This window comes from Lentzea sp. NPDC042327 (assembly GCF_040647275.1).
Taxonomy (GTDB): Bacteria; Actinomycetota; Actinomycetes; order Mycobacteriales; family Pseudonocardiaceae; genus Lentzea.
Map to the genome: position 1 here is coordinate 1 of NZ_JBEZBX010000023.1, position 24,807 is coordinate 24,807.

27 protein-coding genes are annotated in these 24,807 nt (G+C 71.4%); 15 read left to right on the plus strand and 12 right to left on the minus strand.

The genetic code is table 11. The features are described from left to right. Together AB0A63_RS36890 and AB0A63_RS36895 are read left to right on the plus strand one after the other, a co-directional pair. Positions 1-597: DUF4262 domain-containing protein (locus AB0A63_RS36890; RefSeq protein ID WP_360400091.1), on the plus strand; the 597-nt coding region annotated here is incomplete at its 5' end. Then, positions 594-1,061: a GNAT family N-acetyltransferase gene (locus AB0A63_RS36895; RefSeq protein ID WP_360400094.1), complete on the plus strand. Its 468-nt coding sequence runs from the start codon at positions 594-596 to the stop codon at positions 1,059-1,061. The genes AB0A63_RS36890 and AB0A63_RS36895, both read left to right, overlap by 4 nt. A 333-nt stretch (positions 1,062-1,394) precedes the next feature. Here the strand turns inward: AB0A63_RS36895 and AB0A63_RS36900 are convergent, their stop codons facing one another. Beyond that, a complete protein-coding gene (locus AB0A63_RS36900) occupies positions 1,395-1,928 on the minus strand; it encodes a TIGR03086 family metal-binding protein (protein ID WP_360400097.1) in 534 nt (177 codons plus the stop codon). A gap of 178 nt (positions 1,929-2,106) precedes the next feature. On the opposite strand from AB0A63_RS36900, the gene AB0A63_RS36905 reads away from it, so the two are divergent. Continuing rightward, positions 2,107-3,579, plus strand: coding sequence for a peptide MFS transporter (locus tag AB0A63_RS36905; RefSeq protein ID WP_360400100.1), 1,473 nt, complete (start codon positions 2,107-2,109; stop codon positions 3,577-3,579). Between the two features lie 154 nt (positions 3,580-3,733). Here the strand turns inward: AB0A63_RS36905 and AB0A63_RS36910 are convergent, their stop codons facing one another. Together AB0A63_RS36910 and AB0A63_RS36915 are read right to left on the minus strand one after the other, a co-directional pair. Beyond that, the gene (locus AB0A63_RS36910; RefSeq protein WP_360400103.1) at positions 3,734-5,023 is read right to left on the minus strand and encodes a cytochrome P450; all 1,290 of its coding nucleotides are present in this window, start codon (positions 5,021-5,023) and stop codon (positions 3,734-3,736) included. Between the two features lie 31 nt (positions 5,024-5,054). Continuing rightward, positions 5,055-5,648: a helix-turn-helix domain-containing protein gene (locus AB0A63_RS36915; RefSeq protein WP_360400106.1), complete on the minus strand. Its 594-nt coding sequence runs from the start codon at positions 5,646-5,648 to the stop codon at positions 5,055-5,057. Positions 5,649-5,788: 140 nt separating this feature from the next. Here AB0A63_RS36915 and AB0A63_RS36920 point away from each other — a divergent pair, with 140 nt between their 5' ends. From AB0A63_RS36920 to AB0A63_RS36945, 6 genes are all read left to right on the plus strand, one after another. After that, a complete protein-coding gene (locus AB0A63_RS36920) occupies positions 5,789-5,953 on the plus strand; it encodes a hypothetical protein (protein ID WP_360400109.1) in 165 nt (54 codons plus the stop codon). A 300-nt stretch (positions 5,954-6,253) separates the two neighbouring features. Further along, positions 6,254-7,456: a glutamate-cysteine ligase family protein gene (locus AB0A63_RS36925; RefSeq protein WP_360400112.1), complete on the plus strand. Its 1,203-nt coding sequence runs from the start codon at positions 6,254-6,256 to the stop codon at positions 7,454-7,456. Next, a complete protein-coding gene (gene egtB, locus AB0A63_RS36930) occupies positions 7,453-8,742 on the plus strand; it encodes an ergothioneine biosynthesis protein EgtB (protein ID WP_360400115.1) in 1,290 nt (429 codons plus the stop codon). Before AB0A63_RS36925 ends, egtB begins: the two co-directional genes overlap by 4 nt. 3 nt (positions 8,743-8,745) lie before the next feature. Beyond that, positions 8,746-9,471 carry an ergothioneine biosynthesis protein EgtC gene (egtC, locus tag AB0A63_RS36935; protein WP_360400118.1) on the plus strand — a complete coding sequence of 242 codons (726 nt, stop codon included), beginning with the start codon at positions 8,746-8,748 and terminating at the stop codon, positions 9,469-9,471. Further along, positions 9,468-10,439, plus strand: a complete 972-nt coding sequence (egtD, locus tag AB0A63_RS36940; RefSeq protein ID WP_360400121.1) for an L-histidine N(alpha)-methyltransferase — start codon at positions 9,468-9,470, stop codon at positions 10,437-10,439. The genes egtC and egtD overlap by 4 nt, the downstream gene beginning before the upstream one ends. 59 nt (positions 10,440-10,498) lie before the next feature. Next, on the plus strand, positions 10,499-12,118 hold the full coding sequence (locus tag AB0A63_RS36945; protein ID WP_360400123.1) for an alpha/beta hydrolase: 1,620 nt from the start codon (positions 10,499-10,501) through the stop codon (positions 12,116-12,118). Here AB0A63_RS36945 and AB0A63_RS36950 read toward each other — a convergent pair. The 4 genes from AB0A63_RS36950 to AB0A63_RS36965 all read right to left on the minus strand — a co-directional run bounded on the left by AB0A63_RS36950 (position 12,066) and on the right by AB0A63_RS36965 (position 15,945). Continuing rightward, the gene (locus tag AB0A63_RS36950) at positions 12,066-13,217 is read right to left on the minus strand and encodes a hypothetical protein (RefSeq protein WP_360400125.1); all 1,152 of its coding nucleotides are present in this window, start codon (positions 13,215-13,217) and stop codon (positions 12,066-12,068) included. The genes AB0A63_RS36945 and AB0A63_RS36950 overlap by 53 nt on opposite strands. Further along, positions 13,214-13,930 carry a sulfite exporter TauE/SafE family protein gene (locus AB0A63_RS36955; protein WP_360400128.1) on the minus strand — a complete coding sequence of 239 codons (717 nt, stop codon included), beginning with the start codon at positions 13,928-13,930 and terminating at the stop codon, positions 13,214-13,216. The genes AB0A63_RS36950 and AB0A63_RS36955 overlap by 4 nt, the downstream gene beginning before the upstream one ends. 129 nt (positions 13,931-14,059) lie before the next feature. Then, complete coding sequence (locus AB0A63_RS36960) at positions 14,060-14,986, minus strand: sigma-70 family RNA polymerase sigma factor (protein ID WP_360400131.1); 927 nt, start codon at positions 14,984-14,986, stop codon at positions 14,060-14,062. Continuing rightward, the gene (locus AB0A63_RS36965) at positions 14,983-15,945 is read right to left on the minus strand and encodes a YafY family protein (RefSeq protein ID WP_360400134.1); all 963 of its coding nucleotides are present in this window, start codon (positions 15,943-15,945) and stop codon (positions 14,983-14,985) included. Before AB0A63_RS36965 ends, AB0A63_RS36960 begins: the two co-directional genes overlap by 4 nt. A 186-nt stretch (positions 15,946-16,131) precedes the next feature. Here AB0A63_RS36965 and AB0A63_RS36970 point away from each other — a divergent pair, with 186 nt between their 5' ends. Then, a complete protein-coding gene (locus tag AB0A63_RS36970) occupies positions 16,132-16,323 on the plus strand; it encodes a S1 RNA-binding domain-containing protein (protein WP_360400137.1) in 192 nt (63 codons plus the stop codon). Positions 16,324-16,379: 56 nt separating this feature from the next. Here the strand turns inward: AB0A63_RS36970 and AB0A63_RS36975 are convergent, their stop codons facing one another. The 4 genes from AB0A63_RS36975 to AB0A63_RS36990 all read right to left on the minus strand — a co-directional run bounded on the left by AB0A63_RS36975 (position 16,380) and on the right by AB0A63_RS36990 (position 19,842). Beyond that, positions 16,380-17,240: a hypothetical protein gene (locus AB0A63_RS36975; RefSeq protein WP_360400140.1), complete on the minus strand. Its 861-nt coding sequence runs from the start codon at positions 17,238-17,240 to the stop codon at positions 16,380-16,382. Next, on the minus strand, positions 17,237-17,698 hold the full coding sequence (locus tag AB0A63_RS36980) for a hypothetical protein (RefSeq protein WP_360400143.1): 462 nt from the start codon (positions 17,696-17,698) through the stop codon (positions 17,237-17,239). Before AB0A63_RS36980 ends, AB0A63_RS36975 begins: the two co-directional genes overlap by 4 nt. A gap of 123 nt (positions 17,699-17,821) precedes the next feature. Beyond that, positions 17,822-18,298, minus strand: coding sequence for a hypothetical protein (locus tag AB0A63_RS36985; RefSeq protein WP_360400146.1), 477 nt, complete (start codon positions 18,296-18,298; stop codon positions 17,822-17,824). Further along, positions 18,298-19,842 carry a helix-turn-helix transcriptional regulator gene (locus AB0A63_RS36990; RefSeq protein WP_360400149.1) on the minus strand — a complete coding sequence of 515 codons (1,545 nt, stop codon included), beginning with the start codon at positions 19,840-19,842 and terminating at the stop codon, positions 18,298-18,300. The genes AB0A63_RS36985 and AB0A63_RS36990 overlap by 1 nt, the downstream gene beginning before the upstream one ends. A 268-nt stretch (positions 19,843-20,110) precedes the next feature. On the opposite strand from AB0A63_RS36990, the gene AB0A63_RS36995 reads away from it, so the two are divergent. The 4 genes from AB0A63_RS36995 to uvrC all read left to right on the plus strand — a co-directional run bounded on the left by AB0A63_RS36995 (position 20,111) and on the right by uvrC (position 23,564). Further along, on the plus strand, positions 20,111-20,599 hold the full coding sequence (locus tag AB0A63_RS36995) for a hypothetical protein (protein ID WP_360400152.1): 489 nt from the start codon (positions 20,111-20,113) through the stop codon (positions 20,597-20,599). A 9-nt stretch (positions 20,600-20,608) separates the two neighbouring features. Next, complete coding sequence (locus AB0A63_RS37000) at positions 20,609-21,007, plus strand: Rieske (2Fe-2S) protein (RefSeq protein ID WP_360400155.1); 399 nt, start codon at positions 20,609-20,611, stop codon at positions 21,005-21,007. A gap of 106 nt (positions 21,008-21,113) precedes the next feature. Further along, on the plus strand, positions 21,114-21,599 hold the full coding sequence (locus tag AB0A63_RS37005; protein ID WP_360400158.1) for a Rieske (2Fe-2S) protein: 486 nt from the start codon (positions 21,114-21,116) through the stop codon (positions 21,597-21,599). Between the two features lie 42 nt (positions 21,600-21,641). Then, positions 21,642-23,564, plus strand: a complete 1,923-nt coding sequence (gene uvrC / locus AB0A63_RS37010) for an excinuclease ABC subunit UvrC (RefSeq protein WP_360400161.1) — start codon at positions 21,642-21,644, stop codon at positions 23,562-23,564. A 139-nt stretch (positions 23,565-23,703) separates the two neighbouring features. On the opposite strand, the gene AB0A63_RS37015 is transcribed toward uvrC, so the two are convergent. Beyond that, a complete protein-coding gene (locus AB0A63_RS37015; protein ID WP_360400164.1) occupies positions 23,704-23,949 on the minus strand; it encodes a hypothetical protein in 246 nt (81 codons plus the stop codon). A 175-nt stretch (positions 23,950-24,124) separates the two neighbouring features. Between AB0A63_RS37015 and AB0A63_RS37020 the strand changes: the two genes are divergently transcribed. After that, a complete protein-coding gene (locus AB0A63_RS37020; protein WP_360400167.1) occupies positions 24,125-24,697 on the plus strand; it encodes an HD domain-containing protein in 573 nt (190 codons plus the stop codon). The last annotated feature ends 110 nt before the right edge of the window (positions 24,698-24,807 follow it).

Below are 24,807 nucleotides of genomic sequence, written 5' to 3' on the forward strand. Positions count from 1 at the left end.
CTGGCGCTCCGCGGCAACGGTGTCGGGCAAGAACCCCGTCGCGTCGCCGCAAGCGAGCGGGACCGCCAGACCCGTGCGGGCCCGCTGGCGGCCTATGTGCTTTCCGACGAGGACATCGAGTTGCGTGCCCGGCTGCTCTCCCTGGCCGACCGGCACGGTCACGCCACCATCGTCGTGCCACCGGACGCCGAGGGAGCGGGCTACGTCTTCTCGGTCGGCGCGTGGCGGCGGTTCGGGGTGGCCGAGGCGGTCGTGATCGGACTCGACCAGGGCATGGGCGAGACGCTCGTCAACGCGTACGTCAAGCGGGCGAGCGCCGGGGAGCGGTTCGTGCCGGGGCAGCTGTACTTCGACTTCTTCAACGGCGTGCCGATCACGTTCGAACGCGTCTACAAGGGCTTCTACCCGGAGTTCCTCGGCAGTGCCTACCTGCTCTACGACGGCTCCGAGTTCGCCGCCGTGCAGATCATCGTGCCGACACCGCAGGGCCACTGGCCGTGGCAGCCCGACGCGCCCGCCGGGTTCGGCGACCACCAGCTCGTCCTCACCGAGAGCGGTGTGCCGGAGAGCTGGACGCCGGGGGTCAACGGGCCGTGAGCATCCGGATCAGGGCACTCGACGCCGACCGGGCGGGTGAGGTCATGACCGTGCAGCGGGCCGCCTACCTGGTCGAGGCCCGCCGGTACGGCGCGTGGGACCTGCCGCCGCTGGTGGAGACGCTCGCGCAGGTGCGGGACCACATCTCCTCCGGGCAGCCCGCGCTCGGCGCGTTCGACGGGCACCGGCTCGTCGGCAGCGTGCGCGGCAACGTCGACGGGGACCGCATGGAGGTCGCCCGCCTGTTCGTGGCGCCCGACCAGCAGGGCAGGGGGATCGGCAGGAAGCTCCTCGACGCGGCCGCCGGTGCCGCGCCGAGCGGGGTCGACGTCCTGTGGCTGTTCACCGGTGCCCGCAGCGAGGAGAACATCCGGCTGTACGAGAGCGCCGGGTTCGTGAAGATCAGCGAGCGCGTCGACGGGCTGGGCATCACACTCGTCACGTTGGAGCGGAAGGTCATCTGAGGTTCAGGTGCCGGTCACGGGCGGCTGGCAGAGTCCTGGGCGGTCCACCCACGACCACACACCGGTGCGGACGTCGATCACACGTCGGCTGATCCGTCCGGCACCCCGCGCCCCCTGGCACATCCGGTGCCAGGGGGCGCGTCGCGTCGTGGCGGCGGGTTGTCCGGAGGTCGTTGTCCGGTGGTCGTGCGCCGACACCGGACAACGCCGCGGGCGGTAGAACTTGCGGTGCGGCCGGAACCGGGGGGTCACCGGCCGCGCAGTGGGGGATGAGCGCCCCGCCTCGCAGGAGGCGAGGGGGATGCGGGGCGGGGCGCTTGCACACCGGAAGGGCTACGGCTTGCGTCCCAGCAGTCCGATCAGGCGGGTCTGGTCGTCCGCGTCCCGAGCGACCGGGACGGCCGAGTCGAACATCGGCGTCGCACTCCACTCGTCGGCGTTGCGCTCCACGTACGCGAGCACCGTCGCGGCCAGGTCCGGGTCTATGCGCTCGTCGGCGCCGATCGAGCGCGCCAGGTCCCACGCGTGCACCGCGAGGTCCGTCGTCATCTGCCAGCAGTACTCGGCGGCGTCCAGCAGCCCGCTCGACACGTGCACCGGCCGCGACAGCGCGTCGGGCTCCAGCCACGCCTCGCGCGCCGCCGCCGCGGCCACCACCCAGGACACCAGCGGGTCGTCGCCGAGGTTGTCGTGGTCGAACCGGTCACCGACCTGCTCGGTGGTGCAGCCCGCCAGCAGCTCCGGCGCCCAGAGCTGCTCGTGGACCAGATGGCCCACCAGATCTCTGACCGACCACTCCCGGCAGGGGGTACCCAGCTCCCACTGGTCGGGGGCGATTTCCCGCACCCGACGGTCGAACTCCGTCATTGCGAGGCCGTGCGCCTGGATCAAGTCCACCCCAGCAGTGCATCAAACACCGCCCGACCCCGCACGACGGCCTGAGAGTTGGGCCACTTGGACGCAACCCCGATTGCAAACAGTACGAGCGTTCGGCGTAATGTGCACCGGATCCGCCGTGACATCGTTGACACGAGAGGACGATGACGTGAGCGCCCCTAGCGCCAGCATCCCCGGCAAGCAGGACACGGGCTTCTTCGGCCACCCCCGAGGCCTGTCCACGCTCTTCTTCACCGAACTGTGGGAGCGGTTCTCGTTCTACGGGATGAAGGCCATCCTCGGCCTCTACCTGTGGACGGCCGTGTCCGAGGGCGGTCTCGGCGTCGACAAGGCGCTGGCGTTGTCCGTCGTGGCCATCTACGGCACCGCGGTCTACATGTCCGGCGTCGCCGGCGGCTGGCTCGCCGACCGCGTGTGGGGTGGTCAGCGCGCCACCTTCTACGGCGGCGTCCTGATCATGTGCGGCCACATCGCACTGGCGCTGCCGATCGGCATCACCGGCGTGTACGTCGGCCTGATCTTCATCGTGTTCGGCACCGGCCTGCTCAAGCCGAACATCTCGACGGTCGTCGGCGGCCTGTACGACAAGACCGACACCCGCCGCGACGCCGGCTTCACGATCTTCTACATGGCGATCAACATCGGTGGCTTCGTGTCGCCGCTGATCACCGGCGCGCTCGCGGACGGCATCGGCTTCCACGCCGGGTTCGCCGTCGCCGCGGTCGGCATGGCGCTGGGCCTCGTCCAGTACCGCCTGGGCCGCAAGCACCTGCGCGGGTCCGCGGCCGTGGCGCCGAACCCGCTGCCGCACCAGGAGAAGGGCCGCGTCTACGGCCTCATCGCCGGTGTCGCCGTCGCCATCGCCGCGCTCGGCGTGGTCTCCTACCTCCTCGGTGACGTCGAGGGCGTCATCCTGATGATCAGCATCATGTCGATCGTCCTGCCGATCGCGTACTTCACCGTCATGCTGCGCAGCCCGAAGACGCTGCCGGAGGAGAAGCCGCGGGTCGTCGCCTACATCCCGCTGTTCGTCGCCGCCGCCATGTTCTGGCTGATCTTCGAGCAGAGCGCCTCGGTCATCGCCGAGTTCGCCGACTCCCGCGTCGACAACCACGTGTTCGGCTGGGAGTTCCCGGTCGCGTGGTTCCAGTCGATCAACCCGATCATGATCATCGCCCTGGCGCCGCTGTTCGCGCTGCTGTGGGTGAAGCTCGGCAAGCGGGCGCCGTCCACGCCGCGCAAGTTCGCCGGTGCGCTCGTGCTCGTCGGCCTGTCGTTCGTGCTCATGTACTTCGCGAGCAACTCGGCGGCCGACGGCAAGGTGACGCCGCTGTGGCTGGTGCTGATGTTCCTGATCATGACCGCCGGTGAGCTCATGCTGTCGCCGGTCGGCCTGTCGGTGACGACGAAGCTGGCGCCGCGCGCGTTCGCCTCGCAGACGATGAGCCTGTGGTTCCTCGCGACCTCGGCCGGCACCGGTGTGGCCGCGCAGCTCGTGAAGTTCTACACGACGAGCCCGTCGGCGTACTTCCTCACGCTGGGCGGTGCGGCCGTGGTCTTCGGCATCGCGCTGGCCGTGGCGGCCCCTGCCATCAGGAAGCTGATGTCGGGCGTCGAGTGAGGCGCACAAGGCGAGAGGGAGGCCCGTCGCGGCGGCGGTGCGGCGGGTCTCCCTCTCGCCTTCAAGCATGCACTACGGAGATGTGTCATTGGGGCACGAACATTGCTCCGGACAGGTGAAGTAGGGCACGTGCGCCCGCGAATTTCGCCCCACGTCAGGTCTGCTTCACCGCCAGTGATCGTTTGGGCTCGTTCGCACGAACCGGAAGTCGCAACGCGCCGCGGATGAGCTTCGACCTGCGCCGCGCCATCGGGCCGTCCTGCGCGAGGTTCGGGAAGCGCTTGAAGAGCTCGTGCAACGCGACCGCGCCCTCGATGCGCGACAGGCCCGCGCCGATGCAGTAGTGGATGCCCGCGGAGAACGCGAGGTGCTCGCGCGCGTTGGACCGCGTCGGGTCGAACGTGAGCGGGTCGGAGAACACTCGCGGGTCACGGTTGGCCGCCGCGAGCAGCAGCATCACCGGCATGCCCTTCGGCAGGGAGACGCCGGCCAGCTCAAGGCGTTCCTTCGGCCAGCGGATCGTGTACTGCACCGGCGGGTCGAGCCGCAGCACCTCCTCGACGAACCCCTCCGCGTACTCCGGGCTCTGCGCGAGCGGCGCGACCGTGTGCGGGTTCTCGAACGCCTTCAGCACGCCGTTGCCGATCAGGTTGACCGTCGTCTCGAACCCGGCGAACAGCAGCAACCCGGTGGTGGCGACCAGGTCCTCGCGGCTGAGGTCCGCGTGCTGGGTCACCAGGTGGCTGACGATGTCGTCCTGCGGGTTGCGCCGCCGCTCGTCCATCAGCCCGTCGATGAAGTCGTTGTACTCGACGATCGTGGCGTGCAGGTCCCTGAGCTGCTTGTGCGACCAGACGCCGTCGAGCGTCTCGGCCAGCGACGAACCCCAGCGGGCGAACAGCGCCCTGTCGTCGTCCGGCACGCCCAGCAGGTCCGCGATCACCTGGATCGGCACCTGGGACGCGAACTCCGCCACCACGTCGAACCGGTCGTCCAGCCGGTCGAGGTGGTCCGTGACGATCTTCTGGATCGACGCGGTGCGGTCCTTCAGCGCACGAGGGGTGAAGAACGGCTGCACCAGCCTGCGCAGCCGGGTGTGGTCCGGCGGGTTCTTCATCAGGAACGAGTCCTGCACCGGGTTCACGACCTTGTGGCCGTCCTTGACCAGCGTGATCGGGATCATCGACGCCTCGTCGAACGTCGCCGTGACGAACCGCGGGTCACGCAGCACCGAGTCGCACAACGCACGCGACGGCGTGACGTAGGCGCCCATCTTGCTGCGCACCATGTCGCCCTTGGCGCGCACCTTCTCGTACATCGAGTACGGGTCGCGGTCCGGCGGTGATGCCATGACACCGGCGTACGGGTCACCGATCAGCGCATAGCCGCGCACGAGAGAGCGGAGCGCGAAGAACTGGACGGTGGTCTTCAGCGAGGACGGCATGCGTCCACAGTGGGGTTTACGTGAAAAACCTTCAAGAGCTGCGGCGGTGGCGGCGCACGGTTTCTTCGACGAGGTCGAGCACCGGCTCCATGTCGTCGGCCGGCAGCCCCATCGCCAGGTGCGACACCAGGCCCTCCAGCACCAGCTCCAGGAAGCTCGTCAGCACCGTCACGTCGACGTCGTCGCGCAGGTTGCCGGCCTCCCGCTGCCGGAGCAGGCGCTGCCGGGTCGCGGCCGTCAGCTGCTCGGACCGCTCGGCCCACCGCGCGCGGAAGTCGGGGTCGGTGCGCAGCCGCCGGGAGACCTCCAGGCGCGTGCCCAGCCAGTCCGCCGCGTGGCCCTCGTCGCGCTTCTCCGGCTCGTCGAGCAGGTCGCGCATGACCTGGACCAGGCCCTGCTCGGCCACGACGTCGGCCATCCGCAGCGCGTCGTCCTCCGCGAGGGCGAGGAAGAGCGACTCCTTGTCCCGGAAGTGGTGGAAGATCGCACCGCGGGACAGTCCCGTGGCCTCTTCGAGACGGCGTACCGTGGCACCCTCGTAGCCGTGGCGCGCAAAGCAAGCACGCGCACCGTCGAGGATCTGGCGACGGCGGGCGTCTAGGTGGTCCTGGCTGACCCTGGGCACCGGTAGATGGTCCCAGGACGGGGACCGGAAATCCAATCCGTACGTACGGATTGGACAGCTCCATCCGTGTGATCCTTTCGAGTGGATCTCCGGCCTGGCCTGTCCCGGTGGCGGCGTGAGCGCCAATATCCTCCTGCGCCATGGAGACGCACGAGTTCGTCAAGCTGTCGGCGCTCGCCGAGCGCCTCGGGTGGCGGCGGCGCGTCTCGACCGGCGTCCACGTGGTCGACCTCCTGCTCAGCCGCACGACCACCGACCTCATCGCGGCGCTCGCGGAGAACCGGGACCGGGAACGGTCCGGCTGACCTCGGCAGACCGCGGACGGCACCGCCACCTCGTCGACCAGCAGGTCTACGGCCGCCTGCACATGGTGGAGGTCGACATCTGGCTGACTCCACCGCCAGTAGAAGCAGCGGAGGAGGCGCAGGGCGTGAACGTGAACGAAGCGGGCAACTCGACACATCCGCCACGCAAACCCCCTGGGCACACGCGTGCGCGCACGCCACGTCGTTGATCTGTAAGGATTTGCACGTCCGCGAGAGCGTGCGAGCCGCAATGCCCGCGTGTAGCGTCGAATGCGCTTATCCGATCACGGGGAGTGTGTAGTGACGACTGCGCTGCGTGACCAACCGGCGCCGGTCAGGTTCGCTGACCGCGCCGAGGCCGAGGCTTACGTCGCCTCGGTCTGCTTCAAGCACGGGCCTCCGAGGTTGTTCGGCGTGGAACTGGAGTTCACCGTCCACCACGCAGAAGACCCCGCGTTACCCCTGGACCAGCGAAGGTTGGCCGCGGCGCTCGGAGACCACGCGCCGCCGACCCTCGTTCCGGACAGCCCGCAGAGGCCGCTTCCCAGCGGCACGCCGCTGACCGTCGAACCGGGCGGGCAGGTCGAGATCTCCACACCTCCCTGCACCTCCCTCCCCACGCTCTTCACCACCGTCGAAACGGACGTCGAGCAGCTCACCGCGTTGCTCGCGGACCAAGGTCTCGTCCTCGGCGACAGGGGTGCCGACGCGCACCGGACGCCGAGCCGGGTGCTGCGGGTGCCGCGCTACGCCGCGATGGAGCACGAGTTCGGCCGCCTCGGCCACGACGGCATCTCCATGATGTGCAGCACCGCCGGGCTGCAGGTGTGCCTCGACTTCGGCGAACAGCAGGACCTGCGGGCCAGGTGGGCCGCCGTGCACCAGCTCGGGCCGGTGATGGTCGCGTTGTTCGCGAACTCACCGGGGCTCGGCGGGCAGCGGCAGGACTGGGCCTCCGCGCGGATGCGGACGTTGTACGGCACGGATCCCGTGCGCACCAGGCCGAGTGCCGTGTGCGCCGATCCGGCCGCGGCCTACGCGCGGCGGGTGGTCGACACGCCCGTGATCGTCGTCAGGGGACCGGGTCCGAACTGGGTCCCGCCCAGGAGGCTCACGTTCGCCGACTGGATCGACGGGGCGCTCGACCGCAGCCCCACCAGCGACGACCTCGACTACCACATGTCGTTGATGTTCCCGCCGGTGCGGCCGCGTGGGTACATCGAGATCCGGTACCTGGACACGCCGCCGCCGGGCGGCTGGATCGCGCCGAGTGCGCTGCTCGTCGCGCTGTTCAGCGACCAGTCCGTTGTGGACGGTGTGCTGGCGGCGACGGAACGGGCGGCCGGGCGGTGGCTCGTCGCCGCACGGCACGGGATGGCGGACGACCGCATCGCGCGGGCGGCGAAGGACGTCGTCGCCCTCGGCATCGAGGCGTTGCCCCGCACCGGTCTCTCCGACGAGCAGATCAGCACCATCAGCCGGGAGCTGGAGGGGAAGCTGTGACCGAAGAACTCCGCGAGCGGGTGGCGGAGGAACTGTTGCGTTCTCGCGCGCGTTCCACCGCCCTGACCGATGCCGTCGACGAGCACGACCTCGTGCGGCAGCACTCCAAGCTCATGTCGCCGCTGGTCTGGGACCTCGCGCACATCGGCAACCAGGAGGAGCTCTGGCTCGTCCGCGACGTCGGCGGGCGTGAACCGGTGCGCAGCGACATCGACGAGTACTACGACGCGTTCAAGTACGGGCGCAGCGTGCGGCCGGAGCTGCCGCTGCTCAACCCCGCCGAGGCCCGCCGGTACGTCAGTGACGTGCGCGGCAAGGTGTTCGACGTGCTGGAGGAGGTCCCGCTGGAGGGCCGCAGGCTCGTCGAGAACGCCTTCGCGTTCGGCATGATCGTGCAGCACGAGCAGCAGCACGACGAGACGATGCTCGCCACCCACCAGCTGCGCACCGGCGAACCGGTGCTGCACGCGCCCTCTCCGCCGAAGGGGAACCTGGTCGCCGCGACCGAGGCGTTCATCCCGGGCGGACCGTTCGAGATGGGCACCTCGGACGAACCGTGGGCCCTGGACAACGAACGCCCCGCGCACACCGTCCACGTCGACCCGTTCTTCATCGACACCACCCCGGTCACCAACGGCGAGTACGCCGAGTTCGTCCTCGCCGGCGGGTACTCCGACCGTCGGCTGTGGACGGACGAGGGATGGGTGCACCGCACGCGCGCCAAGCTCACCGCACCCCGGTTCTGGCACCGCGAGGGCACGAGCTTCAGCCGCACCGCGTTCGGTGTCACCGAGCCGATCGTGCCGGACGAACCCGTTGTGCACGTGTGCTTCCACGAGGCCCAGGCCTACGCGACGTGGGCGGGCAAGCGGCTGCCGACCGAGGCCGAGTGGGAGAAGGCCGCACGGCACGATCCGGCGACCGGCACCAGCCGCCGGTACCCGTGGGGTGACGCGGCACCGGACGAACGGCACGCGAACCTCGGCCAGCGACACCTGCGCCCCGCACCGGCCGGCGCGTACCCGGACGGGGTCTCCGCGCACGGCGTGCACCAGCTGATCGGTGACGTCTGGGAGTGGACCTCGACGGACTTCCACGGCTACCCGGGCTTCGAGGTCTTCCCGTACCCCGAGTACTCGGAGGTCTTCTTCGGACCCGACTACAAGGTGCTGCGCGGCGGTTCGTTCGGCACCGACTCCTCCGCGGTCCGTGCGACGTTCCGCAACTGGGACTACCCGGTCCGGCGGCAGATCTTCGCAGGCTTCCGCTGCGCCAGGGACGCCTAGGCGATGTGCCGCCACCTGGCGTACCTGGGCCCCGCCGTGCCCTTGTCCGGCCTGCTGTACGACGCACCGCACTCGTTGGAGCACCAGTCGTACGCACCGGGGGACATGCGCGGCGGGGGCTCGGTCAACGTCGACGGCTACGGCGTCGGCTGGTTCCCCGGCCCGGTGCGCTACCGCCGTGCCGGCACGCTGTGGAGCGACGCGAACCTGCGCGCCCTCAGCGGCACCGAGTCCACCGCGGTCCTCGCCGCGGTCCGCAACGCCACGACCGGCATGCCGGTGGCGGACGCGGCGTGCGCGCCGTTCACCGACGGCACGTGGCTGTTCAGCCACAACGGGCGCGTCACGGGCTGGCCGCACAGCGTCGAGGACCTCGCGAGGACGCTACCGGTGACCGACCTGCTCACCCTCGACGCGCCCACCGACTCGGCACTGCTGTGGGCGCTCGCCGCACGGGCGCTGGCCGCGGGGAAGAACCCCGCCGACGCCCTTGTTGAACTCAGCGACGAGGTCGAGGCCGTGGCCCCGGGGTCACGCCTCAACTTCCTGATGACCGACGGTTCGGTCGTCGTCGGCACCACCTGGACCCACTCGCTGTGGGTCCGCCACGACGGCGTGAGCGTCACGCTCGCCTCCGAACCGCTCGACGCCGACGCGGCGTGGCGGGAGATCCCCGACCACCACGTCGTCCTCGCCGATCCATCCACTGTGGAGGTTCGACCCGCATGACCGAGCCGGTGCTGGACGTTCACCTCAAACCGGAAGACGCCGTGCACGCCCTGCGCGCCGACGTGCGCGCCGGGCTGACCGCGGACCCGAAGTGGGTGTCGCCGAAGTACTTCTACGACGCGACCGGCAGCGCGTTGTTCGAGGACATCACCCGCCTGCCCGAGTACTACCCGACGCGGGCGGAACGGGAGGTGCTCGCCGCGCGGGCCGGTGAGATCGCGGCGACCACCGGCGCGCACTCGCTGGTCGAGCTGGGCTCCGGGTCGTCGGAGAAGACGCGGCTGCTGCTCAGCGCCCTGCGCGACCACGGCACGCTGACCGAGTTCGTGCCGCAGGACGTCTCGGTGTCCGCGCTCACCGAGGCCGCCCACGCGATCATCGCCGACTACCCCGGCCTGCGGGTGCACGGTGTGGTCGGCGACTTCACCCAGCACCTGGGCCTGCTGCCGGGCGTGTCACCGCGCCTGGTCGCGTTCCTGGGCGGCACGATCGGCAACCTCATCCCCGAGGAGCGGGAGAAGTTCCTGCACACCGTCCGCGACGTGCTGCGGCCGGGGGAGTGGCTGCTGCTCGGCACGGACCTGGTGAAGGACCGCGAGACGCTGGTGCGCGCCTACGACGACGCGCAGGGCGTGACGGCCGCGTTCAACCGCAACGTCCTGAACGTCCTCAACCGCGAGCTCGGCGGCGACTTCGACGTCGCGGCGTTCGAGCACGTGGCGATGTGGAACAGCGAGCAGGAATGGATCGAGATGCGGCTGCGCGCCACGCGCGCCATGACGGTCACGCTCGCCGGTCTCGGCCTGGCGGTGGAGTTCCGCGAGGGCGAGGAGCTGCGCACCGAGGTGTCGGCGAAGTTCCGGCGGGACGGGGTGCGCGCGGAGCTGGAGGACGCCGGGTTCACCCTGCACCGGTGGTGGACCGACTCGCGGGACCGCTTCGCCGTCTCGCTGGCGCGGGCGATCTGAGCCGACAACCCTCCGATAGGCGGGTACAAACGGTGCGCCCGCAGTGATGGGCTGCACCGGTGACGTCTTCCCTTGCCACCCGTGCCGGCCGCGCGGCGCTCGCTTCGGCGCTCGCGCTCGGCACCATCGCCTCCGGTCTGGGCGCGAGCACCGCCTCCGCCCAGCCCGGCGCCGCAGCAGTCAGACCCGCCGCTTGGGGGCCGTGCGCGGCGGATGTGCTCGCCTCGATCCCTGCTGCCGAACGCACCAGGGTCAGCTGTGCCATCCAGGAAGTTCCCGTCGACCACTCGCGTCCGCGCGGTGACAAGACGGGCATCATCATGATGAAGCGGCCGGCGACCGACCCGGCGAAGAAGATCGGCTCGCTGTTCATCAACCCCGGCGGCCCCGGTGGCGCCGGTCTGATCTACGGCGCGTTCGGCGCGAGCTTCTTCAGCCAGGAGGTCCTCGAGAAGTTCGACCTCATCGGCTTCGACCCGCGCGGTGTCGGCCGCAGCGCCCCGCTGCGCTGCTTCCGCACCCAGGAGGAGGCCGACGCGGTCAACGAGGGCTGGTTCGCCCTGCCGACGACCAAGGCGGAGATCGAGAGCTCGATCCGCCAGTCGAAGGCCTACACGGACTACTGCGGGATCAACGCCGGTCCGCTGCTCAACCACATGTCGACCGAGGCAGTCGCCCGCGACCTCGACGTGCTGCGCGAGTCGGTCGGCGACCGGCAGCTGACCTACGTCGGCTTCTCCTACGGCACGCTGCTCGGCGCCACCTACGCGAACATCTTCCCGGAGCGGTCGCGTGCGCTCGTGCTCGACGGCAACGTCGACCCGAAGCTGCGCCTGACCAACGGCGCCGAGTACGACCGCCAGCGCGCCAAGGGCTTCGAGATCGCGCTCGACGCGTTCCTCAAGCGCTGCGACGCCGAGGGCACCGCCAAGTGCGCGTTCGCCGGTGACGCCCGCAAGAAGTTCGACGGCATCCGCGAGACCCTGCGCAAGGGCCCGACGACGCTGCCGGACGGCACGCAGGTGACGCTGACGGACGTCGTCGGCCGCACCGCGAGCAACCTGTACAACCCGGCCACGTTCAAGGCGCTCGCCACGTGGCTGCAGTCGATCCACGCGGCGCAGAACCCGGCCGCGGCGACGGCCACCGCGCAGACGATGAGCGTCCAGTCCGTTGTGGACGTTCCCGCGCTGAACAACAACGGTGGCCTGGCCGACGTGCGCGGCCTGCCGGAGACCCCGTACACGAGCGACGACTCGTACTACGCGGTCAACTGCATCGACAAGCCGTTCGCCAGGACGACCCGCACCTGGGCGTCCACCGCGGCCAAGTGGGAGAAGGAGTCGCCCACGTTCGGCCGCTACCAGGCCGCTTCGGACGCGCTGACCTGCCCGACGTGGCCGGCGCGCAACCCGGACCGCTGGATCGGCCCGTGGCACCGCAAGACCAAGAACCCGGTCGTCGTGGTCGGCAACTACTACGACCCGGCCACGCAGTACGAGTTCGCCCGCCGCATGTCCCAGCAGCTCGGCAACGCGCGGCTGATCAGCGTCGACGCGTTCGGCCACTGCATCCTGGGCGACTCCGCGGGTGCCGACGCGGCGGTGACCAGGTACCTGGTCGACCTCACGGCGCCGGTGAACGGTTCGGTGTACCAGCCCAACACGCAGCCCTTCTGAGCAAAGGCGTTGCGAGCAGCACTCCCGCGGTGAGGAACGGCGTCACCGGGGCCACCGCCAGCGCGACCACGGCGATGGCCCCGTCGGCGCCGTTCTTCCGCGCGCAGGACCAGAAGCCGAGCGCGAGGCCGGCCGTGATGGCGATGATCGTGACGGCCAGCGTCCACGGTTCCTGCCGGTCGGCCAGCGCGAGGGCGAGCACGCCGATGCCCGCCAGGTAGAACGGGTCCCGGCGCGGCCCGAGTGCCGCGGCCGCGGCGGCGAACACCGGGATGGCCGCGTGTTCGGGAGCGGCCTGCAGCACGGCGCCGAACGCCACGCCCGCGACGGCGACCCGCCAGCTGCGGCGCCTGATCGCCCAGACGAGCACCGCGGCCACGACGAACCACACGGGCGTGTAGGTCAGCATGTCGCCGCGGCCCAGGCTGCCGATCCCGGTGGCTCCGCTGGACACGACGACCTGTGCCGGGCGTTCGTCAGAGGAGTACCAGCCGGGCGCACTGCCGCACACGGCTCCGGGCAGGGTGCACGGGTTGGTGAGGAACATCGGGCTGAGCGTCACCGTGTACGCCGCCAGCGAGCCGAACCCGGCGATCGAGAGCGCCACCCAGGCGGGTCTCGGCGCCACGGCGACGAGCAGCAGGGCCACCCCGAACGCGATCCAGACCACCTCCGGCATGGCCTCGACCACCGGGCGGGCGGGGAGGACACCGAGGAAGGTCAGCCCGAGCGCGACCGCGAGGACCACGATCCCGCCGGAGTGCAGCGGCCTGCGCGGGGCCGCGGCGAGCGCGGCGGCGGTGAAGAGCAGCAGGACCGGGATGAACGCCCGGTCGGTGCAGAGCACGAGCGCGCCGAAAACGACGGCCGCGGCGCCCATCCGCCAGCTGCGGTGCCGGACCGCCCACGCGACGAGCCCGGCGGCGATCACCAGCCGCGGCGAGGCCAGGTCGGGGGCCAGCGCCCCGGAGGTCGCGCCGATCCAGCCGGGGCCGAAGGGCTGCACCGCGATCGTCGCGAGCCCGGCGAGGACGAACGTCACCCACGCGGGCCGGGCGAAGTAGAGGAAGACCGCCGTCGCGGCCGCGAACCAGATCACGACAGCACGCTCCGCACGATCAGCACGACCGAGCTCAGCCCGGCGACGAGGAGCATCGGCGTGCGGATCCCACCCGCGTCGACCCGCTCGCGCAGCGGCCCGGACAGCAGGAAGCCGGCGACGAGGAACGGGATGAGCGCGACCCCTGCCCAGAACTGGTGGGCGGTGACCTGCCCGGCGCCGGCCAGCGCGAGGACCGAGGCGCCGGAGCCGAGCACGAAGAACGCCGCGAGCGTCGCCCTGACCTGCGGACCCGCCTGGTTCTGGTAGAGCAGCGCCACCATCGGCCCGCCCACCGACGTGGCCGTGCCGAACGACCCGCTGGCGAACCCGGCCGTGACGAGCGACCCCGGCCTCGGCACCGGCCGCCAGGTCGTGGTGGACAGCAGCACGCACGCCAGCACCGAGCCGCCGACGACCAGCCCGAACCCCTTCGGGTCGAGCGCGTCGACGACCAGCACGCCCACGACCGTGCCGGGCAGCCGGCCGAGCATCGCCCAGCCCACACCGCGCCAGTCGACGTGGCCGAACTCGCGGGCGAGCGACATCGACGCGTGGGCGGCGGCGACCATCAGCACCGGCACCGGCAGCAGCGCCGGGTCCAGCAGCGCGATCAACGGCACCGCCACGAGCGCCAGCCCGAACCCGATCAACCCCTGTAACAGCCCGCCCACCGCGACGACCGCTCCTGCGACCACAATCCCCCAGCCCATGGGTCGCGATGCTAGCGAGTGGTCCGATCGGCGGAGGGCCCGGTTTCGCCCGGTGTTCTCCTGACGTCGGTCAAGCGCACCCGCGGTCCGCGCCACGACCTCGTCCCGCCGCGGCTTCCTGCTCGGACCTCATGCGGTCGAAGGCAGCCCGAACCGCGGGAACAGGCTGAGGTCGAAGAACGACGAGACGCGCGTGATCCGGTCGTGCCCGACCTCCAGCACCTGGAGGTTGAACGGCCGGAACACGCCGTCCCCGTCCGCCAGGTACAGGCCGTAGGCGGGCTGGCCGTTCGCCTCCGTCGCGATCATGCGCGCCCTGCCGGGGACGGCCGGGCACTGGTGCACGAGGTGCCACGCGATCATGTCCGGGCCGCGGTACCACTGCGGGTACGGCGGCATCTCCCACACGACGTCCTCGCTGAACAGCGCGACGATCGCCGGGATGTCCTTGGCCACGAACGCCTCGACCCACCGGTCGAGCAGCTCCCGCGCCCCGCCCGGTTCGGTGACCTGGTCCTCGCTGAGGTCCTTGAGCCGGTCGTGGGCGCGTTGCAGGGCGCTGTTGACCGCGGCGACGGTCATGTCCAGCCGGTCGGCGGTCTCTGCGGCGCTGAGCCGCAGGACGTCGCGCAGGATCAGCACCGCGCGTTGCCGTGGTGACACGTGCTGCAGCGCCGCGACGAACGCGAGCCGCGTGCTCTCCCGTTCCGCGACGATCGCCGCCGGGTCGGTCGGGAACGGCTCCAGCCACGGCACCTCGTGGTCCTGGGTGAGCGGGTCGTCCTGCGTGGCGCCGCGGGTGCCGAGCCCGGACGGCAACGGCCGGCGGGCGCGGCTCTCCAGCGCGGTGAGGCAGGCGTTCGTGGCGATCCGGTACAGCCAGGTGCGCACCGACGACCGGCCCTCGAACCGGTCGTAGGACTTCCACGCCCGCAGGTACGTCTCCTGCACCAGGTCCTCGGCGTCGTGCAGCGAGCCGAGCATCCGGTAGCAGTGCGCGAGCAGCTCGCGGCGGTACGGGTCCACCGCGGTGGCGAAGTCGGTCGTGGCCGTCATCCCCGGACCCCGATCGCGGTGCGCATGCGGTCGATGAGCGTGCCGATGTGGTCCCTGAGCTCCGGCGGTTCGTGCACCTCGAAGTCGAAACCCAGGTACAGCAGGAAGAACACCATCCGGTCGAGCGACTCGGCGCCGGTGCGCACGAGGCACGTGTCGTCGTCGATCGCCTCCAGCGACACCGAGGTGGGCGTCGAACGTTCGGCGACCGCCCGCACGGGTGCGTGGACCGTGAGCACGGCCTGGTAGGTGTAGACGCTCGACGCGACCTGACGCGACACGAACTCGCCGAGCTCGGGGGCAGGCGGTTCGCGCGGCGCGAACCGGGCCGCGAGCGCCGGCTGCTCGGTGATCCGGTCGACCCTGAACGTCCGCCAGTCCTCTTTGGACACATCCCACGCGACCAGGTACCAGCGGCGGCCGGTGTGCACGAGCCCCTGCGGCTCGACGAGCCGTTTCGCGGGCTCGCCGTGCGTGGCGGCGTAGGTGAACCGCAGCTGCTGGTGGTCCCGGCAGGCGGCGGCGATGACCGTGAGCGTCGCCGCGTCGACCACCGGCCCGCCCGCGACCAGGGGAGTGGTGTGGGCCTGCAACGCCTGGACGCGCCTGCGCAACCGGCTCGGCAGGACCTGCTCCAGCTTGGTGAGCGCGCGCACCGACGTCTCCTCGATGCCCGCGACCGTACCGTTCGCCGCGGTCCTGAGTCCTACGGCGACGGCCACCGCCTCGTCGTCGTCCAGCAGCAGCGGCGGCAGCTCGGCACCCGCCCCCAGCCGGTACCCGCCCGTGGCGCCGGGAAGCGACGTGACGGGATAGCCGAGACTGCGCAGCTTGTCGACGTCGCGGCGGATCGTGCGCACGTCGACGCTGAGCCGGCCGGCGAGTTCCGGGCCCGTCCAGTCGCGCCGCACCTGCAGCAACGAGAGCAGCTTCAGCAGCCGTGCGGACGTCTCCAGCATGGGCGGAAGTCTAAGTTCCATTGCGGACAACCGCGGGAAGTGGCTAGTCTTCCCGGTATGACTGCCGGGTCGGCCCTGTGCCGTGAGCGGAACGGTTGCCCGGCCCTGACTTGATCAGGGCCCCTCCACCCCCGCGCTTCCTCCGTTCTCAAGGGGAACTGCGCACGGGAGAGGAGGTGATGCGCAATGCTTCCCAACGTTGGTGATGTCTTCTCCGGGAAGGTCGTCTCGACCGTCCCGTTCGGCTCGTTCGTCGAGCACCCCGCCGGGGCACACGGGCTGCTGCACGGTCAGCAGGCCGAGGTCGGTTCGACCGTGCAGGTGAAGGTGCTGGTGGTGGACGACGCGCAGCAGCGGTTCAGCCTCGAACTGGCCTGATCCGCCTGACCGCATGAGCGCGTGACCGGACAGAGGCGCCCTGTCCGGTCCTGTGCTCACGCCCTGCGGTACTCCGCGCACTCGCCGACCAGCCGGTCGTGCAAGGTCCTGCGGTGCCCCTGTTCCCGGGGTGCCGGGCCGAGCGCGTCCGCCGGGCTGTCGACGCCGTGCAACAGCCGGTACAACACCACGTCCGTTGCCGTGCAGAGCCAGTCGTCCGCACACCCCGGTGGTGCGGCGGGTCCCAGCGCGTTCTCGAACCACGCCGGGAACAGCAGGTCGCGCGCGACCGCGTCCTCGATGCGCTCGCGGATCTGCCGGCGTGCCTCGGCGACCGCCTCGTTGCCCTGCGACCGTGCGGCGGCGTCCCCGGCGTGCGCCTCGTCGTCCGGTGCCGGCGGCCGCCGCCCGAGCTTCCCGAACGCCTGCCACCGCGCGTACTTGGCGCGCCACAACGACTCCGCGTTCGCCGGGAGGTTCGTGAGCCCCTCGGCGGCGTCGATCGCCTCGGCGAGCCGGGCGTCGTACCGCGCGATCAGCTTGCGCGTGTCCTGCGCCTCCTGCGGCGTGAACGTCTTGCGCGCGTAGGCGTCCTGCCCCGCGAGGATCGTGTCGACGAGCGTCTGGTCGATGCCGGGCCAGTCGTCGAAGTCGGCCCTTTCCGCCACCCCCGCCCGCACCTTGCGGTTGAGCGCGACGAGCAGGCGCTCGAGCCGGTGGACGCTCTCGGCGAGCTCGCTCACCCGGTTGTTGGTCCCGGTGAGCCTGCGGTTGTTGTCCCTGATCTGGTTGGTGGCGCTGAGCTGCTGCTGCGCTCCCGCGGTCTCGACGTCGTCGAGGCGCGCGGTGAGGGTGCCGAGGTCCTTCCTGAGCCGTTCGACCTTGTCGCCGAGCGCCTTGACCGGGTCGATGTTCACCGCAGCGTCCTCCACGCCCACCACACGCCACCCGCGACCACGGCCAGTGCCGCCCACCCGCGCAGGACCGGGGTGAGCAGCACCCCCGCGAGCGCGGCGGAGATGGCGGCGGTGCGGGCCCGCGGCTCCCACAGCCGCGTGCCGGTGGGGTCCACGAGCACCGCGGCCGCGACCGCCAGCGCGAGGACGACCGACACCAGCGACCAGGGGTCGAACCACCCGATGACCACGGTCAGCGCCGCGACCGCCGTGACGGCCGCGACGACCCGGTTCGGGACGGTGAGCCGCGCCGACTCGACGTCCCTGCGCGCCTGCACGACGGCCTGGACCTCCCGGTCGGTGTCGGCGAGCAGGGCGGGGAGCTCGGGGCTGCCGGGGTGGGTCGCCTGGAGTGCGCGCAGTGCTGTTCGCAGGGAGTGCTGGCGGTCGGCCAAGCGGGCGAACGGATCGGCTGCCATGTCCCGGAAGCGTGATCAACGGGGGCGGGGTGTGGGTAGGGCTGCGCGACGAGTTGGTCCGGTTGCCGACGAACTTCGCTCAGGTGGCGTAGCGCAACCCCGGGCACGGCCCCACCCCCGTGCTCACGACTTCCTGCGCGCCTCCGGCGGCCACACGACCTCGATCGGCACCCCGGACGCCCGTGCCTGCTCGACCACGTCCGCCGTGCCGCCCCTGCCCTGCGCCGGCACCCCGTCCCACACCGCCACGAGCAGCTCGACCGAGGCCAGCACGCGTTCGTTCGCGGCGACGTAGGCAAGCCGGCCCGACGTCATGTGCGGCAGCACGCTGACGACCGTCGCGGCCGACCGCAGCTCGTCGTACTCGGCGACCTGGTGCGGTTTGAGCCGGTCGCGGTAGTCGAGCGCCGGGAGCACCACCTCCACCTGCCCGCCCAGGTCCAGCACCGCGCGCGCGAACACCTGGTCGGCGCCCGGCGCGAGGCACGTGACGCCGACCAGCGGCCGGCCCAAGCCGGCTAAGACCGCCGACAGCGCGGCGCGGACGGCCGGGACGCACTCGGGGACCAGGTTGCTGTGACCGGTGACACCGACGCGCATCAGGCGGTCCGAATCGCCCTGATCGCGTCGCGCGTGTCCTGCACGGCGGGGATGTGGCGGTGCCGTGCCGCCTCCTTCGCGAAGTCCTCCAGCTTGCGCAGCACCCGGCCCGAGGAGAGCTTCGCCGCCGTCGGCAGGACCTCGTTGATCAACCCGCACGCCGCCTCCGGGTCTCCCGCGACCATCTTGGTGCGCGCCAGTCCGATCACGTCGAAGGCGCGGTTGCGCACCTTCGAGGGGTCCCTCAGCTCCAACGCACGCCGAATGTGCTGCTCGGCGTACACGGCCTGAGAGGGGTCATGCATCGCGAGGTCGCGGCAGCGGGCGCCGATGACGCCCTCCAACTCGGCCTCGTCGAAGCTGTGCAGGTAGTCCGGCTCGTGCGACGAGTCGCGCTGCGCGAAGCTGTCCTGCGCCATGCCGACGGCCTGGTGGAACTCGCGGACCTTGCCCAGCTGCGCGTAGGCCCAGGCCTCGCGCGTGAGCAGCAGGGCCTTCAACGTCGGCGTGCCGGTGCGGCGGGTGCCGTACTGGCCGAGCTGCACGAGCTCCAGACCGTCCTCCGGGCGGCCCAGGTCGAACATCTGCCGGGCCATCGCGGCCAGGCACAACGCGGCGAAACCGTCGTTCTGACCGGCCTTCGCCATCCGGATGGCGAGCACGTAGTAGCGCTGGGCCGCGTTGTGCAGGCCCGCGTCGAACGACATGCTCGCGGCCACCTTCGACAGCTCGGCGCCGATGAAGAACGCCCGTTCCGTCAACGGGCCCGCGGGGGCGCGCTGGAGCCGTTCGGCCAGCTCGTCGAGCTGACCCAGCACGGCCTTGCGCGCCAGCCCGAAACCACCGCGGCCGCCCCAGCCGCGCAGGCCGTCCGCGACCTGCTGCAACGCCGCCAGCTCCTCCTCGCTGATCGCCGAGTGCGACGACCACCGCGACAGGTTCTGCAACGGGTGCAGCCAGCGCTGCAACGGCTCGACCAGTGCGGACCCCACCGTCACCGCGGCCGCTCCCGTGAGCGCCGCTCGTCTGCTGATCGCCAAGTCGCTCCTCGCCGTCTCCTCGACCGAACGGGCAATGCTCGTCGCCTCCCACGGGGCGGCGAGCACATCCGGTGGGCCCGAACCGGGGGAACCCACCTGAGCTGGGATGACGACCCGGTCGAACCACAGCCGCTCGCCCGGCACGCCGAGCACCAGCGCGAAGTGGCGCAACCGGTCGAGGCGGTCGATCGGGTTCTCACCCGACTCGTAGCGCGAGAGCTGGGCCTGGCTGATGCCGAGCCACGCCGCCATGCGGTCCTGGGACACCCGGCTGAGGTGGTGCGGGTGGTGGCGGTACGCGGAGATCAACGCGCCCATGTCGCGGTCGGTGCAGGCGGCCGCGACCGAGGGGTGGTCCCAGAAGTCGTCGGGGACCGCGGGAGGGCCGTGCACACCGGAACGGGCGTTGCGGCGGCACCGGTGGCACAACCGGTCGGTGTTGTCGGCGGCGATGAACGCCCCACACGGGCAGGCGCGCCTGGACTTGGGTCTCGCGGCATCCATCGGCATCGCTCCCGTCACTGAGCGATTACCAAGTGTACGGAGCCGTGATCGTCAGTCCATCCATCTCATGCATAAGACGTAATGGGTACGCGTGTCGCACCCCCGGTACCCCCGCCCGGCGGATGAGCTTCATGCGTCCGCTGCATGAAGCCCATGCACCGGGCGAGTGGTGCTGACGCGAAGTGCGAAGCACCCTGCACATCGTCGGGTCGCGGGTCGATCCCCGTGACCGAGTGCCTGACCCACCCGAAGGGGAGGACGACCGCCGATGAGCCTCACGACCGCGGAGACCGGCAAAGCCGGTGTCCCACAGAACAGGGCACACGACCGGGCGATCGGGGAGGCCGTCGCCGGCTACCGGTTGCTCGGCTGGCAGGTGCAGGTCACCGAACAGGGCGTGTTCCTGCCCCTCGGGCCCGCCACCACCGCGCTCGCCATGCCGGCCCGCATCGGGTCGCGCGTGCTGGCCGACCTGAAGTCGCGCATGCTCGCCGGACCGGTCACCGTCATCCCCGGCCCCCGCGAGCACTGGATCTTCCTCGCCGAGCTGGTCGCGTTGCTCCCGACGCACCTCAAGGCCCCGGCCGAGGTCCAGTTCGTGCGCTCGCCCCACCGGATCGCGCTGCCACCCACGATGACCAGGTACGGCTCCCTGCGGTGGGCGAACCCGCCGTCGCACTCGCGGCACTGGTTCCCGCCGTTCACCGCAGTGCTCGCCCTGGCCCGGACGGCCGTCGCGGAGGACCAGCGCCGATAATCGGCACCCGTGGACCGTCGTTCAGTGTTGTTGTGCGGGCTCGTCGCGGCTTTGAGTGCGTGTGGCGAGCCTGCGCCGCGCAAGACGGGCGGTGTCGGAACCGCCCGTGCGGGGGACCGGGTCACCCCCGCGTCGTCCGTGCCCGAGGGCAGCGGCGTGCTGGTGGACATGCCCGGCAACGCCCAGCTCCTCGTCGTGCAGCCCCGGCCGGGTGAGTACCGGGCGTTCAACCCCTCGTGCCCGCACGTGGGCTCCCTGGTGAACCCGCCCGCCGCCGGCGTGATCACCTGCCCGCTGCACGGGAGCACCTTCGACCCGGCCACCGGCGCCGTCCGCAGAGGACCCGCGACGTCCGGCCTGACCGAGGTCGCCATCACCCTGTCCGGTGATGACCTGCTGCTCGCCTGAGACCTGTGGAATTGCTGTGCATCCGGCCCGTCGCTGAACTTCCGCCGCCCGGATCGCGTACTGCTGTGGTGTGACCCCGAACACCACCCACCACGGAGGATCGGTCGTGACCACCGAAAGCCCAGTCAGCAGGCGGGCTGCCCTGTGCGGAATCGCGGTTGCCCTCGCCGTGCCCAGCGGCCTCGTGGCCTGCAGCTCACCCGGCACGTCGTCCGGCACCGCACCGACCCAGCAGGGGAGCGGCAACACCGGCTCCACCGGCTCCACCGGCTCCACCGGCTCGACCGGTGCGGCGGGAGGTGCGCTGGTCGCGCTGGCCGACGTGCCCGAGGGCGGCGGCGCCGTCGTGGACGCACCCGGCGGCAAGAAGATCGTCGTCGCCCGCATCTCGGCCACCGAGGTCAAGGCCTACGACGCCACCTGCCCGCACCAGGGTTCGATGGTCGCGGAACCGTCCGCCGGCACCATCACCTGCCCCTCCCACGGCAGCCAGTTCGCCGCCGCGGACGGCAAGGTCAAGAAGGGCCCCGCCACCTCCGGCCTGCGCGCCGTGCAGGTCCGCGTCGACGGCGACCAGGTGGTCCTGGCCTGACCCTTTCCACTTTTGTCAGACCCCGTCGTTAGGCTGGGTCACGTGGCAGATCCTTCGACGTACCGCCCTTCTCCGGGCTCGATCCCCGAGGCCCCCGGCGTCTACAGGTTCCGCGACGCCGGTGGCCGGGTCGTGTACGTCGGCAAGGCGAAGAGCTTGCGCAGCAGGCTGAACTCCTACTTCGCGGACCTGTCCGGGCTGCACCCGCGCACGCGGCAGATGGTGACCACGGCCGCGTCGGTCGAGTGGACCGTCGTGACCACCGAGGTCGAGGCGCTGCAGCTGGAGTACAACTGGATCAAGGAGTACGACCCCCGGTTCAACGTCCGGTACCGCGACGACAAGTCGTACCCGGTGCTGGCCGTCACGCTGTTCGAGGACTACCCGCGGCTGCACGTCTACCGCGGCCCGCGCAAGAAGGGCGTGCGCTACTTCGGCCCGTTCGCCCACGCGTGGGCGATCCGCGAGACGCTGGACCTGCTGCTGCGCGTGTTCCCCGCGCGCACCTGCTCGGCCGGTGTGTTCAAGCGCCACAACCAGATCGGCCGCCCGTGCCTGCTCGGGTACATCGACAAGTGCTCCGCGCCGTGCGTGGGCAAGGTGTCCGCGGACGAGCACCGCGACATCGTCGACGACTTCTGCGACTTCCTGGCCGGCAAGACCGACCACATGGTCCGCCGCCTCGAACGCGAGATGCTGCAGGCGTCGGAGGAGCTGGAGTTCGAGCGCGCGGCCCGGCTGCGCGACGACCTGGGAGCACTCCGCCGCGCGATGGAGAAGCAGGCCGTGGTCCTCGGCGACGGCACGGACGCCGACGTGATGGCGTTCGCGCAGGACGAGCTCGAGGTCTCCGTTCAGGTGTTCCACGTGCGCGGCGGCCGGGTCCGCGGCCAGCGCGGCTGGGTGCTCGACAAGGTCGAGGCCGTCGACGACGGCGCCATCGTCGACCAGTTCATCATGCAGTTCTACGGCGACAACACGGAGAGCACACCGCGCGAGGTCCTCGTGCCGGTGCTGCCCGACGACGCCCCCGCCCTGGAGGACCTGCTCTCCGAACAGCGCGGCTCCCGCGTCGCCCTGCGCGTCCCGCAACGCGGCGACAAACGCGCACTGCTGGAAACCGTGGCGCGCAACGCCTCCGAGGCGTTCGCCCAGCACAAGCTCCGCCGCGCCGGCGACCTCACCGCGCGCTCGGCCGCGTTGCAGGAGCTGCAGGACGCCCTGGCCCTCGACACCGCGCCGCTGCGCATCGAGTGCATCGACATCAGCCACGTCCAGGGCACCGACGTGGTCGCGTCGCTGGTGGTGTTCGAGGACGGCCTGGCCCGCAAGTCCGAGTACCGCCGCTTCGCCCTGCGCGAAGCCGCCACCGAGGGCGACGTCGCCTCCATCGCCGAGGTCGTCCGCCGCCGCTTCCAGGCCATGCTCCGCGAAACCGCCTCCGGCGGCCCCAACCCCGGCATCGACCCGGACACCGGCAAACCCCGCAAGTTCGCCTACCCGCCCAACCTCCTGGTCGTCGACGGCGCCGCCCCCCAAGCCGCCGCGGCCGCCGACGTCCTCGCCGAGCTCGGCATCACCGACGTGGCCGTGGTCGGCCTCGCCAAACGCCTGGAGGAGGTATGGGTCCCCGGCGAACCCGACCCGGTGATCCTCCCGCGCACCAGCGACGCCCTCTACCTCCTGCAACGCATCCGCGACGAGGCCCACCGCTTCGCCATCGCCTACCACCGCCAAAAGCGCTCCAAGCGCATGATCGCCTCCGAGCTCGACAACGTCCCCGGCCTGGGCGAAACCCGCAAAGCCGCCCTGCTCCGCCACTTTGGCTCGGTCCGCAAACTCAAACAGGCCACAGTGGACGAAATCAGCGACCTCCCCGGCTTCGGCCGCCGCACCGCCGAGGCAGTGGTCGTGGCCCTGTCCGCCCCTTCCACCCCGGCGCCCCACCCCGACCCAGCCCCATGACCCCCGCTCCCACCGACCCACCCCAGCCACCCACACCGGCGGCTTGCTCACACACCCCGACTCCGCCGGACGCTCCGGTTCCGCCAGCCGCTTCGGCTCCGCCGGGCACTCCGGTTCCGGAGCAGCCGCTCGCACCAGTTCAGCCGCCTGGTCCGGCTGCTGCACCCGCCGCGGCCCAGCCACCCGCCGACGCGGAGCCATCCACGCCGGTCGTGCCGTCCACCCCAGGTGCGCCGCGCACCTCGGTGGCGCAGCGCGCCTCGGCAGGGCCGCACATCCCGGCCGCGTCGCCCGCCCCGGCCGCGTCACCCGCCCCAGCCACATCGCGCACCTCGGTCGTGCCACACACCTCGGCCGCGACGCCCGCCCCAGTCGTGCCGCGCACCCCAGCCGCATCGCCGGCCACAGCCACATCGCGCACCTTGACCGGTCCGCACACCCTGGCCGCGTCGTCCGCCCCAACCGCGCCGCGTACCCCGGCCGAGTCACGTGTCCCGTCTCCGTCGCTCACGCCCTCACCGCGACTGCCGACACCCCCGCCTCCGCCGCCCACCGCAGCGATGACCCGCGCCCTGACCGAAGCCGACTGGCTCCACCCGTTGCCCGCCCAGGCCGCCGACCTCCTGATCACCCTGCAGGCCCCACCCCGGTTGATCGCCCACCTGCGCGCGGTGCACGACGTGGCCCGCCAACTGTCCGACTGGGTCGCCCAACACCACCCCGAAGTGCCGTTCGACCGCGAGGCGGTCCTGTTCGGCGCCGCCACCCACGACATCGGCAAGGTCGAACACCCCGCAGAACTCTCCGCCCCGGGCTCCTCCCACGAGCCGGCGGGCCACGCCCTCCTCCTCCGCCACGGCGTGCCGGGCCACCTGGCCCGCTTCGCCGGCACCCACGGTTCCTGGACCGCCCCCGGCACGACCTTCGAGGACCACCTGGTGAGCCTCGCCGACAAGGCCTGGAAGGCCAAACGCGTCGAAGACCTCGAACAACTGGTGACCACCCACCTCGCCACGGCCAGCGCCCGCGAGCCCTGGGACGTCTTCCTCGCCCTCGACGACGAGCTCGACCGCATCGCCTCCACCGCGGACGCCCGCCTGGCCTTCCAGTCGAGCCACCCCATCGCAGGCTGACCCCGATGCTCGCCACACCCGCCCGTCACGCACACCCGGCTGGCCACGCACACCCGGCTGGCCACGCATGCCCGCCCGCCATGCACACCTGCCCGTCACGGGCACCCGGT

What these genes read in the sequence shown, in the direction of transcription:
- AB0A63_RS36900 (WP_360400097.1), bottom strand. Translation starts at nt 1,928, where the DNA reads ATGACGGAGTTCGACCGTCGGGTGCGGGAAATCGCCCCCGACCAGTGG.
- AB0A63_RS36910 (WP_360400103.1), bottom strand. Translation starts at nt 5,023, where the DNA reads ATGCCGTCCTCGCTGAAGACCACCGTCCAGTTCTTCGCGCTCCGCTCT.
- AB0A63_RS36920 (WP_360400109.1), top strand. Translation starts at nt 5,789, where the DNA reads ATGGAGACGCACGAGTTCGTCAAGCTGTCGGCGCTCGCCGAGCGCCTC.
- egtC (WP_360400118.1), top strand. Translation starts at nt 8,746, where the DNA reads ATGTGCCGCCACCTGGCGTACCTGGGCCCCGCCGTGCCCTTGTCCGGC.
- egtD (WP_360400121.1), top strand. Translation starts at nt 9,468, where the DNA reads ATGACCGAGCCGGTGCTGGACGTTCACCTCAAACCGGAAGACGCCGTG.
- AB0A63_RS36955 (WP_360400128.1), bottom strand. Translation starts at nt 13,930, where the DNA reads ATGGGCTGGGGGATTGTGGTCGCAGGAGCGGTCGTCGCGGTGGGCGGG.
- AB0A63_RS36960 (WP_360400131.1), bottom strand. Translation starts at nt 14,986, where the DNA reads ATGACGGCCACGACCGACTTCGCCACCGCGGTGGACCCGTACCGCCGC.
- AB0A63_RS36965 (WP_360400134.1), bottom strand. Translation starts at nt 15,945, where the DNA reads ATGCTGGAGACGTCCGCACGGCTGCTGAAGCTGCTCTCGTTGCTGCAG.
- AB0A63_RS36970 (WP_360400137.1), top strand. Translation starts at nt 16,132, where the DNA reads ATGCTTCCCAACGTTGGTGATGTCTTCTCCGGGAAGGTCGTCTCGACC.
- AB0A63_RS36980 (WP_360400143.1), bottom strand. Translation starts at nt 17,698, where the DNA reads ATGGCAGCCGATCCGTTCGCCCGCTTGGCCGACCGCCAGCACTCCCTG.
- AB0A63_RS36985 (WP_360400146.1), bottom strand. Translation starts at nt 18,298, where the DNA reads ATGCGCGTCGGTGTCACCGGTCACAGCAACCTGGTCCCCGAGTGCGTC.
- AB0A63_RS36990 (WP_360400149.1), bottom strand. Translation starts at nt 19,842, where the DNA reads ATGGATGCCGCGAGACCCAAGTCCAGGCGCGCCTGCCCGTGTGGGGCG.
- AB0A63_RS36995 (WP_360400152.1), top strand. Translation starts at nt 20,111, where the DNA reads ATGAGCCTCACGACCGCGGAGACCGGCAAAGCCGGTGTCCCACAGAAC.
- AB0A63_RS37020 (WP_360400167.1), top strand. Translation starts at nt 24,125, where the DNA reads ATGACCCGCGCCCTGACCGAAGCCGACTGGCTCCACCCGTTGCCCGCC.